Annotated in this window: 10 protein-coding genes; 1 reads left to right on the top strand and 9 read right to left on the bottom strand. The window is 71.7% G+C overall.

Annotated features, from left to right (window positions below; genetic code table 11):
• Positions 1–17: 17 nt before the first annotated feature.
• The 9 genes from CP983_RS28730 to CP983_RS28690 form a co-directional block, all read right to left on the bottom strand.
• Positions 18–1577: an alkaline phosphatase D family protein gene (locus CP983_RS28730; protein WP_107906572.1), complete on the bottom strand. Its 1560-nt coding sequence runs from the start codon at positions 1575–1577 to the stop codon at positions 18–20.
• 170 nt (positions 1578–1747) lie between these two features.
• Positions 1748–3235 carry an FG-GAP-like repeat-containing protein gene (locus CP983_RS28725; RefSeq protein WP_150502701.1) on the bottom strand — a complete coding sequence of 496 codons (1488 nt, stop codon included), beginning with the start codon at positions 3233–3235 and terminating at the stop codon, positions 1748–1750.
• A 44-nt stretch (positions 3236–3279) separates the two neighbouring features.
• The gene (locus CP983_RS28720) at positions 3280–4794 is read right to left on the bottom strand and encodes an FG-GAP repeat domain-containing protein (RefSeq protein WP_150502699.1); all 1515 of its coding nucleotides are present in this window, start codon (positions 4792–4794) and stop codon (positions 3280–3282) included.
• Positions 4795–5006: 212 nt separating this feature from the next.
• Positions 5007–6452, bottom strand: a complete 1446-nt coding sequence (obgE, locus tag CP983_RS28715) for a GTPase ObgE (protein WP_150502697.1) — start codon at positions 6450–6452, stop codon at positions 5007–5009.
• Positions 6453–6587: 135 nt separating this feature from the next.
• Entirely contained in the window at positions 6588–6842 is a 255-nt protein-coding gene (gene rpmA, locus CP983_RS28710; protein ID WP_030961848.1) for a 50S ribosomal protein L27, read from the bottom strand.
• Positions 6843–6856: 14 nt separating this feature from the next.
• On the bottom strand, positions 6857–7177 hold the full coding sequence (gene rplU, locus CP983_RS28705) for a 50S ribosomal protein L21 (RefSeq protein WP_007381993.1): 321 nt from the start codon (positions 7175–7177) through the stop codon (positions 6857–6859).
• A 246-nt stretch (positions 7178–7423) separates the two neighbouring features.
• Entirely contained in the window at positions 7424–11392 is a 3969-nt protein-coding gene (locus CP983_RS28700) for an Rne/Rng family ribonuclease (RefSeq protein ID WP_150502695.1), read from the bottom strand.
• Positions 11393–11654: 262 nt separating this feature from the next.
• Positions 11655–12482: a TIGR03936 family radical SAM-associated protein gene (locus tag CP983_RS28695; protein ID WP_107906569.1), complete on the bottom strand. Its 828-nt coding sequence runs from the start codon at positions 12480–12482 to the stop codon at positions 11655–11657.
• Between the two features lie 48 nt (positions 12483–12530).
• Complete coding sequence (locus CP983_RS28690; protein WP_150502693.1) at positions 12531–13652, bottom strand: hypothetical protein; 1122 nt, start codon at positions 13650–13652, stop codon at positions 12531–12533.
• A gap of 599 nt (positions 13653–14251) precedes the next feature.
• On the opposite strand from CP983_RS28690, the gene CP983_RS28680 reads away from it, so the two are divergent.
• The gene (locus CP983_RS28680) at positions 14252–15343 is read left to right on the top strand and encodes a hypothetical protein (protein WP_150502691.1); all 1092 of its coding nucleotides are present in this window, start codon (positions 14252–14254) and stop codon (positions 15341–15343) included.
• Positions 15344–15354 lie beyond the last annotated feature (11 nt).

Raw genomic sequence — 15354 nt, 5'->3', positions numbered from 1 at the left:
CCAGCCCGTTCCGGCGGTTACACGACCTCGACGCCGGGCCGGCCCGCCTCCACCCGCAGCTGCGCCAGGGTGCTCGGCGTCGCCGTCTGCGCGCGGACCGTGTCCACGACCCTGACCTGTGCGTCGATGCCGTCGCGGCGGATGTCGAAGAGGTGGTAGCCGCGGTGGGCGTCGAGGAGCTTCCAGTGCGGGTTGTCGGGCACGCGGGGGTCCCACTCGCGGTGGAACGCGGCCTGGTCCTGGTCGCCGTTGCTGGAGATGGACGTACCGACGAACTCGGCGCCGACGACGGCGGAGTCCGGGTCGGCGTAGTCCTCCTTGAGGTCGCTGATCATCGTCAGATGGCGGTCGCCGGTGAACACGACCGGGTTGCGGACGTGCTTCAGCTCCTCCATCAGGGCGTTGCGCTCGACCTGGTAGCCGTCCCAGGCGTCGTAGTACCAGAGCTTGCCCGGGCCGACCTGGAGGTCGGTCTCGGCCATCATGATCTGCGAGCCGATCATGTTCCAGCGGGCCGGCGAGTGCCGCAGCCCGTCGACCAGCCACTCCTTCTGCTCGGCGCCCAGCATGGTGAGCGAGGGGTCCTGGGCCGCCTCCTGGCTGGTGACCTGGTCGCTGCGGTACTGCCGGGTGTCCAGCACGCTGAGCCGGGCCAGCCTGCCGAACTCCAGACGGCGGTACATCTGGATGTGCGGGCCGTTCGGGACGGCGCTCGCCCGGACCGGCATGTGCTCGTAGTACGCCTGGTAGCCGGCCGTCAGACGGGCCACGAAGGCGTCGTGCGTCTGCTTGTCCGGGTCCTGCGGGATCTCGCCGGCGAAGTCGTTGTCGATCTCGTGGTCGTCGAAGGTGACCACGAAGGGCGCGTTCGCGTGCATCGCCGCGAGGTCGGGGTCGGTGCGGTACTGGGCGTACCGGTTGCGGTACTGCACCAGGCTGTACGGCTCGCCCGTGCCCTCGTGACGGCGCACGCCCGTCGAGGACGGCGTGGACTCGTAGATGTAGTCGCCGACGAACAGCACGAAGTCGGGGTCCTGGTCCAGCATGTCGGCGTACGGCGTGAAGTAGCCGTGCTGCCAGTTCTGGCAGGACGCGAGGGCCATGCGCAGCCGGCCGCCGGAGCTGTGCGGGTGGGGCGCGGTGCGGGTGCGGCCGGTGGGCGAGAGCTGGCCGCCGGCGCGGAAGCGGTACCAGTAGGTGCGGCCCGGACGCAGCCGCCGTACATCGACGTGAACGCTGTGCCCCAGCTCGGGCCGGGCCTGGGCTACGCCGCGGCGCACCGGCTTGCGGAACCGCTCGTCCTCGGCGAGCTCCCACTCGACGGAGACGACCGAGTCGGGCATGCCGCCGCCGTTGAACGGGTCGGGGGCGAGCCGCGTCCACAGCACGATGCCGTCGGGCAGCGGGTCGCCGGACGCCACGCCGAGGCTGAACACGCCGTCGGGCAGCGGGGTTTCGGCGGCCCGGGCGGCGGTCGGCAGCCACAGCTGGGCAGAGGCCGCGGCGCCGAGCACGGCGGCCCCGGCGGTCAGGAAACGGCGTCTGTCGGTCGACACGGGTCCGGTCTCTCCGGTCATCGGCGAACTCCCTTGCCTCGCTGGCCTCTTGGACACTTCGGATGCTCATGCTTCAGGGCGGTCCGCCCGTTGAACGGCATACTTCGCGTGCATGACAAACAGGGAGACAACAGAAGACCCGTCGCAGGAGTGCACGAACGTGCCCCGGCCACGACGGGTCTGTCGGTGGATCAGTAGGTGAACCCGACTCCGAGCCTGGCCTTCGCCGCCACCGTGCCGAGGGTCCCGGCCCCGAAGGTGAACGAGCCGGTCGGGGTGATCCCGGTCGAGGTCGACCTGAACACCCACACCGAGCCGGCGTCGGCGTTCTCCCCCGGTGCGCCGACGGCGAGTTCGGCACGGCCGTCGCCGTTGCCGTCGACGAGACGGGTGGCGGTGCCGAAGACGTCCTTGGTCTCCGCCGCGCCCGGCACACCGTCGGTGTTCTGGTTGACGCCCTTGGCGCCGGTGCCGGTCAGGCCGTTCGGGCCGCCGCGCAGGACGACGGTGCCGCCGGCGTCGCTCTGGCCGTCGAAGTCCTCGCCCGGCACGCCCGTCGCGACGTCGGCGTACCCGTCGCCGTCGACGTCGGCGACCGAGATGTCGGTGCCGAAGCCGTCGCCGCGCTCCGCGGCGCCCGGGACCCCGGCGGTGTCCTGGTTGACGTACTTCGCCTTCGTGCCGACGGGCCCGTTCGCGGAGCCGGGGATGAAGGCGACCCGGCCGCCCTTGGGGATCGGGGTGTCGAGGTCGCTGTCGTAGCCGTCGACCGGACGGCCCACGACGATGTCCGCGTAGCCGTCCCGGTTCACGTCGCCGACGCCGACGGACTCGCCGCCCTGCACCCGCCAGTCCCTGCTGTCCCGGAGCACGACGCCCTCGGCTGCGAGCCCGTCGTCCGTGCCCCGCCAGTAAGTGACGCGGCGGGCGTCGTACTCGTCGCCGTCGTTCATCGTGCCGACGACGTCGTCGATGCCGTCGCCGTCGACATCGCCGGTGGCCAGGTCCAGGAAACGGGGGTCGGAGTCGTCGGCGACGGTCTGCTCGCCGCCGCTCGCGGAGCCGTCCCGCCCGAACGGCCCCTTGATGACACGGAGTTTGAACGTGCTCTCGACGGCCACCAGGTCCGGCGCCCCGTCCCCGTTCACATCACCGACGGTGAGCTTGCCCCGGTCGCTGAGCCGGTCGTAGGTGTCGTGCCCGTACGCCAGCGCGGCCCCGCCGGACAGCCCGTTCGGGCCGCCCCAGACGACCTGCACGAGCCCGGTCTCGGCGCCCCCTTCCACGCTGTCCTCACCGGTGACGCCGACCAGGAGGTCGTCGTAGCCGTCCTGGTCGAGGTCGGTCGTGCTCACCGCGCTGCCGAACAGGTCGGCCGTCTCGGCGGAGTCGGTGACGCCGGGGCTGTTCTGGCTGATGACCTGCTTGGACGAGGTCTTCAGCCCGGTCGCCGAGCCGTACACGACGGCGACGTACCCGGCCTTCGTCTTCCCGTCGACGGTCGCCTCGGGCGCCGCCACCGCGAGGTCGGAGTAGCCGTCGCCGTTGAAGTCGTCGTGCCGCTCGGCGGCGGCCGGCGCGCCACCCGCCGACGCCTGCGATCCCGGGAGCACAACGGCCCCGGTGACGGCCATGACGACCGCGAGACCCGTGCGGAGCGTGCCGCGCTGCTTCTTCATGTCACTTTCTCCTGTGTCGCGTTCGTACGGGGATGTGGCCGCCGTCAGTCGGCCGTCGAGGCTCCGAACAGGGCCCCGCTCGCGGGCAGGCCCATGGTGGCCGAGCCGAACGAGAAGGAGCCGCTCGCCGTGACGCCGGCGGAGGTGGCGGAGAGGATCCACGCGGAACCGTTGCCCGCGTTCTCGGCCGCGTCGCCGACGACCAGGCCGTCCTTCCTGTCGCCGTTGCCGTCGACCAGGGCGGTCTCGGCGCCGAAACGGTCCGCCTTCTCGGCGGTGCCCGGTACCCCGGCGGTGTTCTGGCTGAACGACTTGTAGCCGCTCGCGGTCAGCCCGTTCGCGCTGCCCCGCAGCACCAGCACGGTGCCCGCGTCGGTGATGCCGTCGAAGTCCTCGCCGGGCAGCCCGGTCGCCACGTCGAGGTAGCCGTCGCCGTTGGTGTCGCCGATCGACAGACCCGAGCCCATGCCGTCGTGGTACTCGCCGGCGCCCGGCACTCCGGGGCTGTCCTGGTTGATCCACACCGGCTTGCGGGTGGTGGAGGCACCGCCGGGGCCGCCGTACACGACGATCAACGCGCCGCCCTTGGTGGGGAGTTCGACATCGCTGTCGTAGCTGTCGGCGGAGTGGCCGACGACGATGTCGCCGTAGCCGTCCTTGTTCAGGTCGCCGATCTCGATGTCCTCGCCGCCGATGACGCGGCCCTGTCCGTCCTTCAGCACGCCCTTGTCGGTGAAGCCGTCGGGCCCGCCGACGAGCAGCGACACCACGCGGGAGTCGGACTCCTCGGTGGAGGTGCTGCCGACGGCCAGGTCGGCGATGCCGTCGCCGGTCACGTCACCGGCCGCGATCAGCCTGAAGAAGCTCATGTTGTCCGGGTCGACGGTGAAGCGCCTGCTGCCCGCCGATTCGCCGCCGCGGGTGAACGGACCGCGCAGCACGCTGCCGTCGCCCTGGGCCGAGTCGTCGCCGTAGGGGTCGCCCATCATGGTCACATCGGGGTTCCTGTCCCCGTCGACGTCGGCCACGGCGAAGGCACCCAGGCTGGTGGCCGGGATGCCCTGAAGGATGGTCGGCTCGGCCGAAAGACCCTTGGGCCCGCTCCAGTTGACGACGACGAAGCGCCCCTCGTAGCCGCTCACCGGGCTCGACCGCATGGTCGACAGCAGGTCGGCGTAGCCGTCCCGATCCAGGTCGGCGCTCTGGAGCCCGGAGCCGTACTCGGTCCGCGCCGGCGTGACTCCCGCCCGGCTCGACCAGGTCAGGACCTGCTTGCGCGAGGTCGCCGGGCCGCCGGCCGAGCCGTAGAGCACGCTGACGGCGCCGGCCTTCGTCTGCTTGCCGAGCGCGGTGCCCGGCGCGCCGATCGCCACGTCGGGATACCCGTCGCCGTTGAAGTCGTCGTGCAGCCGCTTGCTGCTCGGCGCCGGGGTCGTCGCCTCCGTGGCGGCGTTGACGGCGGGGACCACCAGCGCACCGGCGACGATTGCGACGCCGGTGGCGAGCACCAGGCGTCTGCGGCGGGACAGGAGGGTGCGGCGGCGGGAACGCGAGGGCACGGCAACTCCGGCGGTCGGAAAGGCGGTTGGAGCGCGTGACGAGGTTCAAGATCCTCATCCACGACGCCCAGTACGACTCACCGGCCTGCCGGGGGGTTGCCCTCGGATACCCCGGGAATTTTCCCGTCGTTCACCGATTCGGCCAGTCCCGGGGGCGGGCACGACGACGCCGGGGTGCCTCTCGGCACCCCGGCGTCGTCGAATACGGCTGTCTAGAACGGCTCGAAGTCGTCGTACTCCCGCGACGCCTCGTCCCGTTCGGCGTCCTTGTCACGCCTGCGCTGTGCGGCGGGTCGCGGTGCCTCGAAGCGGTGGTCCTCACCGCGGCGCCCGAGCATCTCGGCACCGGACATCATCGTCGGCTCCCAGTCGAAGACGACCGCGTTGTCCTCGGGGCCGATGGCCACGCCGTCGCCGGCACGGGCACCCGCCTTCATCAGCGCCTCCTCGACACCGAGGCGGTTGAGCCGGTCGGCCAGGTAGCCCACCGCCTCGTCGTTGTTGAAGTCGGTCTGGCGGACCCAGCGCTCGGGCTTCTCGCCCCGCACCCGGAACAGCGGCTCCCCGCCGGACTCCTCGGGCGTCACGGTGAACCCGGCGTCGTCGACGGCCTTGGGCCGGATCACGATGCGCGTCGCCTCTTCCTTCGGCTTCGCGGCCCGCGCGCCCGCCACCAGCTCGGCCAGCGCGAACGACAGCTCCTTCAGACCCATGTGCGCCACCGCCGACACCTCGAAGACCCGGTATCCGCGGGCCTCCAGGTCCGGCCGCACCATTTCGGCGAGGTCCTTGCCGTCCGGCACGTCGATCTTGTTCATGACGACGATCCGCGGCCGGTTGTCGAGCCCGCCGTACTCCCGCAGCTCCGCCTCGATGATGTCCAGGTCGGTGACGGGGTCACGGTCGGACTCCAGCGTCGCGGTGTCCAGGACGTGCACCAGTACGCTGCACCGCTCGACGTGCCGCAGGAACTCAAGGCCCAGGCCCTTGCCCTGGCTGGCGCCCGGGATGAGCCCCGGAACGTCGGCGATGGTGTACACGGTCGAACCGGCCGTCACCACACCGAGGTTGGGCACCAGGGTCGTGAAGGGGTAGTCCGCGATCTTCGGCTTGGCGGCGCTCAGCACGGAGATCAGCGAGGACTTGCCGGCGCTCGGGTACCCCACCAGGGCCACGTCGGCGACCGTCTTCAGCTCCAGGACGATGTCCTGGAGGTCCCCGGGCTCGCCGAGCAGCGCGAATCCGGGCGCCTTGCGCCGGGCCGAGGCCAGCGCGGCGTTGCCGAGACCGCCCCGGCCGCCCTGCGCGGCGACGTACGACGTGCCGTGCCCGATCAGGTCGGCGAGGACGTTGCCCGCCTTGTCCAGCACCACCGTGCCGTCCGGCACCGGCAGCACCAGGTCCTGCCCGTCCTTGCCCGACCGGTTGCCGCCCTCGCCGGGCTTGCCGTTGGTGGCCTTGCGGTGCGGGGAGTGGTGGTACTCGAGCAGCGTGGTGATCGACTGGTCGACGGTGAGGATGACGTCACCACCACGCCCGCCGTTGCCGCCGTCGGGCCCGCCGAGCGGCTTGAACTTCTCACGGTGGACGGAGGCACAGCCGTGGCCTCCGCTACCCGCGGCGACGTGCAGCTCGACGCGGTCCACGAAGGTGGTCATGGTAGGTGCCTCCAGCACTGCGAAAACGTACGTATATGTCTCTGCTTTAACACGCGAAAGGCGGACCCGCCTTCCCGCACGGGAAGTGAGGTCCGCCTCGCGAGACGTTCGGTCTGAGCCGTTAAGTCAGAAGACTCAGGCGACCGGAACGATGTTCACGACCTTGCGGCCACGGTGGGTGCCGAACTGCACCGCACCGGCGTTCAGCGCGAACAGCGTGTCGTCGCCGCCACGGCCGACGCCCGCGCCCGGGTGGAAGTGGGTGCCGCGCTGGCGGACCAGGATCTCACCCGCGTTGACGACCTGACCGCCGAAACGCTTCACGCCGAGGCGCTGAGCGTTGGAGTCACGACCGTTACGGGTGGACGATGCGCCCTTCTTGTGTGCCATCTCTCCTCAGTCCCTTACTTCGCAGCCGCGGGGATCTCAGTGACCTTGATCGCCGTGTACTGCTGGCGGTGGCCCTGACGACGGCGGTAGCCGGTCTTGTTCTTGTAGCGAAGGATGTCGATCTTGACGCCCTTGTGGTGGTCCACGACCTCGGCCTGGACCTTGATGCCGGCCAGGACCCACGGGTCGCTGGTCACAGCGTCGCCGTCGACAACGAGCAGGGTCGAGAGCTCGACCGTGTCGCCAACCTTGGCAGTGGAAATCTTGTCAACCTCAACGATGTCGCCGACAGCAACCTTGTGCTGGCGACCACCGCTGCGCACGATGGCGTACACGCGGATCTCACTCTCTCGCTCGGGAACGGCACCCCCGCAGTCCAGCCGCCCGGCACGCGGACAGCCTCTCCAGGACACCCAGTGCTCCGGAGGAAGAGGTTTACGGGGATGTGGCGTGCCTATATCCACGGACACGCCGACGGTCAAGGTTACGGGGCCGTGGCCGAGGGGGTCAAACCGGGCCGGTCCCCAAAGGAGTGCGGCCGGTCACAGGGACCGGCCGCACCACACGTCAGACGTCGTGTGTCACTCGTCGGTGGCGGCGGAGACCGTGGTCTTCTTCGCCGTCGCCTTGGCCGCGGCCGTCTTGGCGGTCTTCGCCGCCTTCTTGGCCGTCGTCTTCTTGGCGACCGTCTTCTTGGCCGCGGTCTTCTTGGTGGCGGCCTTCTTCGCCGTCGCCTTCTTGGCCGTCTTACGGGCCGTCTTCTTGGCCGGAGCGGCCTCCTCGACGCCCTCCTCCGCGGCCGGGGCCTGCGCCTCGGCAGCGGGCTCGGCCGGTGCCTCGCCCGCCGGGACGACCAGGACGGCCGCCTCGTCGGACGCGCTCGGCGCGGTGGCCTTGCGCACGGCACGGCGACGCGGACGGGCCGGGGCGGCGCTCTCGGCGACCGGCTCGGCGGCGGTCTCCTCGGCCGGCTCGGCGGCGGCCGTCTCGGCGACCGTCACGACGGCGGCCTCGGCCCCCGCGGGCGACCCGGCGGGCGCGGACACCTTGCGGGTGGCGCGACGCCGCGTACGGCCCTTGGGTGCGGCCTCCTCGGCGGCCGGGGCCTCGGTCTGCACGACCGCGTCCTCGACCGCCGCGGGCTCGGCCTTGACCTCCGCGGCCGGCTCGGGCCGGACCGGGCGCTCGATCTCCTCGGCGACGGTCACGTCCTGAGCGGTGGGGACCGCCTCGGCCTTCCTCGGCGCACCCGCCGGAGCCGACACCCGCCGGCCCCCGCGGCGCCGCGAACGACCGCCACGGCCCGCCGCGGCCTCCGCCTCGGCGACGCTGCTGTACAGCTCCTCGTCGGGCGCGAACGCCGGCTCGGGCAGCGCGGCCGGCTCGGCGGCCTCTGCCGCGACCTCGGCCTCGGTCTCCGCCTCCTCCTCGGCCGTCTCGGCCGGCTCGGTGGCGACGGACGCCTCGTGGACGTGCTCGGGACCGGCACCGGCCCGCGCGCGCTTCTTGCGCTTGCCACCGCCACCGCCGGCGGACGTCGGCTGCTCCATGTGCACGATGACGCCGCGGCCGTTGCAGTGGACGCAGGTCTCGGAGAAGGACTCGAGCAGGCCCTGGCCGACCCGCTTGCGGGTCATCTGGACCAGGCCCAGCGAGGTCACCTCGGCGACCTGGTGCTTGGTCCGGTCCCGGCCCAGGCACTCCAGCAGACGCCGCAGCACCAGGTCCCGGTTGGACTCCAGCACCATGTCGATGAAGTCGATGACGATGATGCCGCCGAGGTCGCGCAGCCGCAGCTGGCGGACGATCTCCTCGGCCGCCTCCAGGTTGTTCCTGGTGACGGTCTCCTCGAGGTTGCCGCCCTGACCGGTGAACTTGCCGGTGTTGACGTCGACGACGACCATCGCCTCGGTCCGGTCGATCACCAGCGAACCGCCGCTGGGCAGCCAGACCTTGCGGTCCAGCGCCTTGGCGAGCTGCTCGTCGATCCGGTACGTGGCGAAGACGTCGACCTCGGAGGTCCACTTCGAGAGCCGCTCGGCCAGATCCGGGGCGACGTGCGAGACGTACCCGTGGATCGTCGACCAGGCGTCGTCACCGCTGACGACGACCTTGGAGAAGTCCTCGTTGAAGATGTCCCGCACGACCCGGACGGTCATGTCCGGCTCGCCGTACAGCAGCGACGGGGCGTTGCCGCTCTTGGCCTTCTTCTGGATGTCCTCCCACTGCGCCTGGAGCCGTTCGACGTCCCGGCGCAGCTCGTCCTCGCTCGCGCCCTCGGCGGCGGTGCGCACGATGACGCCCGCGTCCTCGGGGACGATCTTCTTGAGGATGGTCTTCAGCCGCGCCCGCTCGGTGTCGGGCAGCTTGCGGCTGATGCCGGTCATCGAGCCCTCGGGGACATACACGAGGTAGCGGCCCGGCAGGGAGACCTGGCTGGTCAGACGGGCGCCCTTGTGACCGATCGGGTCCTTCGTCACCTGGACGAGGACCGACTGGCCGGACTTCAGGGCGGACTCGATACGGCGCGGCCCGTTGGCCATGCCCAGCGCCTCGAAGTTGACCTCACCGGCGTAGAGCACGGCGTTGCGGCCCTTGCCGATGTCGATGAAGGCGGCCTCCATCGACGGCAGCACGTTCTGGACCTTGCCCAGGTAGACGTTGCCGACGTAGGAGGTCGACTGCTCCTTGTTGACGTAGTGCTCGACGAGCACGTTGTCCTCGAGGACGCCGATCTGCGTACGGTCGCCGTGCTGGCGGACCACCATCACCCGCTCGACCGCTTCACGGCGGGCCAGGAACTCGGCCTCGGTGATGATCGGCACCCTGCGGCGGCCCTGCTCGCGGCCTTCACGGCGGCGCTGCTTCTTGGCCTCCAGGCGGGTGGAGCCCTTGATGGACTGCACCTCGTCGGACGGCTCGGCCTTCGGGCGGGGCTCGCGGACCTTGACGACGGTGCGCTCGGGGTCGCCGTCGCCGGGCTCGGTGTCCGTGGAGGAGTCACCGGCGCGACGGCGACGGCGACGGCGGCGCCGGCTGGAGGAGCTGGACCCGGAGCCGTCGTCGCGGCCGTCCTCGGCGTCCTCTTCCTCCTGCTCGGCGGTGTCCTCGGCGTCCTGCTCGGCCTGCGCGGCGGCGGCCTCGTCGGTGTCGTCGCCCTCGGCGTCCGACTCCGCGCTCTCGCCGCGACGGCGGCGACGGCCGCCACGCCGGCGGCGGCGACGGGACCCGGTCTCCTCGGTCTCCTCGCCGTCGGCGATGTCCTCGGCGCCCTCTTCGGCTTCCTCGGTCTCGTCCTCGGCGGTGGTCTCGGCGACCTGGGTCTCGGTCTCCTCGGCGAATCCGCCGCTGCGGCGACGGCGACGGCGCCTGGACGCGCCGGCCTGCTCCTCCGGGAACTCCTCGACGTCCTCGGTCTCCGCCTCCGCGGCGGCGGCCTGGGCGGCGGCGCGCTCGGGCGTCTGGAACTGGGGCTCGGTGAAGACGGGCGCCTGGAACACGGCCACGGAGGGCCGCGCCGGGCGCGGTGCGTCCTCGGTGTCCTGCTCGGACTGCTCGGCCTTGGCGGCGGCGCGGGCGGGCTCGGCGAACCCGGCGGCGGCGCGACGGACGACGCGGCGACGGCGACGGGGGCCGGCGTCCTCACCGGTCTCGGCGGGGGTCTCCTCGGCAACGGTCTCGGGGACCTCGGGGGTCTCCTCCGCCGTCACCGGCTTCTCGGTGGACTCGGGGGTCTCGACGGGGGCCTCCTCGGTCACGCGCCGGGTGGCACGGCGACGCGTGCGACGCGGCGCGGCCTCCTCGGCGGCCTCCACGGGTTCGGCGGTCTCGACAGCGGCGGGCGCCTCCGCCTCGGTGGGGGTCTCGGCGGCGTCCGGAGCACCGGCGGGCGCGGACACCCGGCGGGTGGCACGGCGGCGGGTGCGACGCGGGGCGGCCTCTTCGGCCACCTCGGCGGTCTCCACGTCGGCGGGCGCCTCGACCGTGGCGGGCGCCTCGGCGGCGGGCTCGGCCGCCTCGACGGGCGCGGGGGCACCGGCGGGTGCCGACGCGCGGCGCACGGCACGGCGACGCGTACGGGGCGCGGGCGCCTCGGTGCTCTCCGCGGCGGCGGCCGGGGTCGCTTCCTCGGCGACCGGCGCGGCGGCCGTCACGGGAACGACGGTCTCGGCGGCTTCGGCGGCCTCGGGCGCACCGGCGGGCGCGGAGGCACGGCGTACGGCACGGCGGCGCGGACGACCGGTGGGTGCGGCCTCCGTCGTCTCCTCGCCCTGCTGGGCCTCTTCGTCCTCGGTGGCCTCGGGAGTCACCTCGGCCTCGACGGCCTCGATGATCTCCTCGGGCTTCTCGGCCTCTTCGGTCACGGCCGCGACATCGGCGGCCTCGGCGACCGGTATGGCCGGCTCGACAACCTCCGCGGGCTGCGCCTCGGTGGCGGCCACGGGCGGTCCCGCCGGGCGGGACGCCGCACGACGCCGACGGCGCGGCGGCAGGGTGTCGCTGGGAGTGTTCAGTTCGGAACCCTCGGTGGGTTCGGTCGGTTCGAGCATGCGGGCGTTTCTCCCGTCAGGCTCCCGGGCGCCGCGCCTGGTCCGGCGGCATGCCGGTGACGTCCGCGGCTCGCGCGGTGCGCGACTGCCGCCGTCCGGGGCGCGGGCGCCGCACGGGAGCTCTCTGTGTCCTGTCTCGCCGGTTCCGTACGCCTCATGCGTACGGCCTGGCGAAAGTCTTCTGGTCGGTGCGCTGCCCGACCCAGGTGGCTCCCGAGTACGAGGGCTGCGCTTCGACGTACGTCCCTGCGCGGAACCTTCCTTACGCCGGCGCCGTCGCGGCGGCAGCGGGCTCGGCCTCGGTTGGGGCCGTCGCTGCCTCGCGGTCGGGCGCGAGCGGGTCGGTCACCGTGCCGGTCTCTTCATCGAACAGCCCCTGCGCCAGCCTGGTCACCGCTGCGGGGACCGGCGGCGCCAGGTCGGCCACGGCGCGGAGACCGGACAGGACGTCGTCGGGTCGTACGGCAGGCGTCACGTGCCGAACAACCAGCCGCAGTATCGCACAGGGCTGGTCGGTCGGCCTATCAGCCTGGGAACTGTGCGTTTCAGTTGTGTCCGAAGCGCCTGACGCGGCTGCTGCGTCTTTGGCGTCCGTCGCGTCGGTGCTTTCCAGTTCGACGACCGCGGGGCGGGCGTCGAAGGTGCGCACGCCGTTCTTGGTCATGCGCTGGACCTCGACGGACTCGGCGGCGTCGAAGGCGGCGACCGCTCGCGCGGCGTCGGCCGGGTCCACACCGTCGAGCCGCAGCTCCCAGACGGACGCCGTGAGCCGGTCGGCGAGCCCGGAGACCCGGGCCTCGACCGCGTCCACGATGTCGAGCCCGGTGGGCAGCGACTCGTCGAGGAGTGCTCTCAGCTGCTCCGGATCACGCGCCTCGGTGAGGGCGATCTCCAGATATTCCGCCTCACTGCCCGTGCCGGTGGGTGCGGCATTGGCGTACGACACCTTCGGATGCGGCGTGAACCCCGCCGAGTACGCCATCGGCACCTCGGCACGGCGCAGCGCACGCTCGAAGGCGCGCTGGAAGTCACGGTGGCTGGTGAACCGGAGGCGGCCGCGCTTGGTGTAGCGCAGTCGGATGCGCTGCACCGCGGGTGCGGGCGGCGGGCCTTCGGGCTGTCGCTTGCCCAGTGTCGTTCAGTCCTTCGTGAGAGCGGTCGTACTGCTACCAAGAGTACGTGTCTCGCGGCCCCGAGGTTCCCGCACGGGCACGGCTTCACGCTCCCGGGACTCCCCGAACAGCATCCGCCGGAAGTCGGCGCGCGCCTGCCGTACGGACTCCCCGGCGGCGGCGAGGGCCTGCCGGGTGGCCCGGCCCACGCTGCGCGCCGCTTCGGCGACGGGTCGCAGCACCGCGTCCCGCACGACGTGCCCGACGGGTGTGAGCACCGTGCGGTACACCCAGCGCACCGGCTCGACGAAGGTCCACCGGAAGACGCTCGCGAGGAACCGGCCGACGGCGAGCGAGATGTGGCCGGCGATCCGCCAGGCGTGCCCGAGGGCGTCCCAGATCTCCCTGCCGACGACGGCGAGCACCCGGCCGATGGGCGTGAGGACCCAGCGGTACAGGCCCAGCGCGGGCAGCACGAGCAGTACGCGCACGATCCAGTACAGGGCGATGCCGATGCCCGTGACGACTGTGCTCACGAGCCACGCGACGCCCTTCGCGCACCAGGCGAGGGCATGGCCGACCGGTGTGAGGACCCACTCGTACAGCCACAGGGCGGGTACGACGAGGAGGTACCGCGCCAGCCAGGCCATGGCGCCGAACACCCCGAGCCCGATGGCGGCGAGCACCGCGCCGAGCCCCTTGAGTACCCAGAGCACGGCGTGGCCGATGGGCGTGAGCACGCGCGCGTACAGCCATGTCAGCCCCGCGCCGATCCCGCGCGCGACCCACGCGCACGCGTGCCCGACGGGAGTCAGCACGTACCGGTACAGCCACACCAGGGGTATGACCAAGAGCACGTTCCCCAGCCAGGCGAGGCCCTTGGCGACCGGCACCACGACGTACCGCCACAGCGCCACGAACGGCCACACGAACACCGCCCGGCCGAGCCACAGCAGCGCCCGGCCCACCGGCCGGAGCACCGTGTCGTTCAGGAAGCGACCGGCGACGACGAGGGCGTCCCACGCCATCCGCACCGGCACGACCAGCACGAGCACGACGATCCGCACGGGCACCCGGATCGCGACGGCAAGACACCCCTCGGGCGCCTGTTGCTGCTGCTGCCGAGCCGGTGGCTTATCAAGGTCCATATCCGTCTAGACGCCGGAGCCGCCTGTCCGGATCCCATTGCACCTCACAACTATTTCGGGCTTCCGGCACGCCTCAGGCAACACCCGGCCCGGGGCGGGGCGTTCGCATTGCGGGATGCGCGCAGGGGGTGAACAGTGGATTGGAGAGGCCCGGGTCGGCCAACAGTTGATGCGGTACCGCGCACAGCGCATCGGGAACCATCATGGCCAGAACCATCAGGCGACATGTCTTCCACAGGGTTCACGCATCCGTCCTGGCCGCGGCACTCGCGTTGCCGGCGGGCCTGACGACTGCGATGGCGGCACAGCAGACACCCCCCGCGGACAGACCGGGCGCACCCGCCACCGCTCAGACCACCCCGCCCACCCCGCCCACTCCGTCCTCGCCGCTGACCCCGTCCACCCCGACGGAGGAGACCCCCACCCCTTCGTATACGCCCACGCCCGATTCCACGCCTCCTTCTGCGCCGGCCGAGTCCACACCGGACGATGCGACAAGTCCGGACGGCACGACGCCCACTGAGCAGCCGTCAAGTGAGGCCACCGATGGTGGCGGGCGGACCGAGCCTCCGCCGGAGCAGATCCGGGCGGTCGCAGAGGTGACGGCGACTCTGAACGCGCGGCGCGACGACGTGCCCGAGGAGCTCAAGTCGTCCGTCGACTCACTGACCGGCATGCTCCGGGCAGTCGCCGCCCCGGAGACGACGCCCCAGGACCGAGGCGCGGTCACCGAGAGCGCCGAGGCGCTGGCCTCGACGCTGGGTGTCATCGCCGACGCCGGCACACCGGGCGGGGTGCGGGATCAGCTGACCCGGCTCGTGAAGCAGGTGACGGCCGCGCTGGAGGCCGGTCAGGAGCCGGATGTGCCGGCCGAGGACCGGTCGAGGCTCTTCATGGTGTCGACGCGGACGACTTCCGCCCTGGGCATGATCGCCGATACGGACACACCGCAGAAGGTACGGAAGCAACTGGCGACGATCGTCGAAGACCTGAACTACGCCATGGAGCACACCAACGGCGGCGGAGAGACGGGACGCACAGGAGTGACCTTGAGTGCGTCGATCGTCTACCTCGTCGACTCAGCCCGGCCCCAGGACGGCACCGGCTCGAACATGGCCGGGCAGCAGGAGAGTGGCTCCGGAAATCAACGGGAGCTTTTGAACCGTTCCGAGCGGACGGGACGGGAGATGAGGCGGGCGAGCGACCCCGATTCCTCGCAGGAGGAGCAGTCCGAGGCCCGAGGCGAGATGCGGAGGCAGACCGCCCGTATGAAGGACGAACAGCGGAAGGCCGCCGCGGATCAGGAGTCGACTAACGCCCCGCTCGGCGATGCCGCCGAAGGGTGCGCCAACGCGATATTCAATACCGTCTCGGAGCGGAGACTCTCGAATGGGCTGGAGGACCTGACTCCGCAGAGCTGGGACAGCGTGGGAGTCAAGGACTTCTGGAAGGCCAGCGCCGATGAGAAGAGCATGCTCGACATCCGTGCCTTCCTGCGCAACGACCAGAACACCCATGCCCCCTTCGTCGTCGCGGACCTCATCGTCAGCTTTGCCGATTTCGTGCGAGTGGATGAGCTGAACACGGACATCGGGGGACGCTCGGCAGCCCATTGCAAGCAGTCCGCCCAGTACCTCGAGGATCGAGGAGTCATAGTGGGGGACTGGGGCGACAGCGACGACTCGGAGTAGCAGGGCAGCGA

The organism is Streptomyces chartreusis, assembly GCF_008704715.1.
GTDB lineage: Bacteria > Actinomycetota > Actinomycetes > Streptomycetales > Streptomycetaceae > Streptomyces > Streptomyces chartreusis.
The sequence above is the reverse complement of the archived record's forward strand: the minus strand, read 5'-3'. Positions and strand labels throughout refer to the sequence as shown.

What these genes read in the sequence shown, in the direction of transcription:
- CP983_RS28730 (WP_107906572.1), bottom strand. Translation starts at nt 1,577, where the DNA reads ATGACCGGAGAGACCGGACCCGTGTCGACCGACAGACGCCGTTTCCTG.
- CP983_RS28725 (WP_150502701.1), bottom strand. Translation starts at nt 3,235, where the DNA reads ATGAAGAAGCAGCGCGGCACGCTCCGCACGGGTCTCGCGGTCGTCATG.
- obgE (WP_150502697.1), bottom strand. Translation starts at nt 6,452, where the DNA reads ATGACCACCTTCGTGGACCGCGTCGAGCTGCACGTCGCCGCGGGTAGC.
- rpmA (WP_030961848.1), bottom strand. Translation starts at nt 6,842, where the DNA reads ATGGCACACAAGAAGGGCGCATCGTCCACCCGTAACGGTCGTGACTCC.
- CP983_RS28700 (WP_150502695.1), bottom strand. Translation starts at nt 11,392, where the DNA reads ATGCTCGAACCGACCGAACCCACCGAGGGTTCCGAACTGAACACTCCC.
- CP983_RS28690 (WP_150502693.1), bottom strand. Translation starts at nt 13,652, where the DNA reads ATGGACCTTGATAAGCCACCGGCTCGGCAGCAGCAGCAACAGGCGCCC.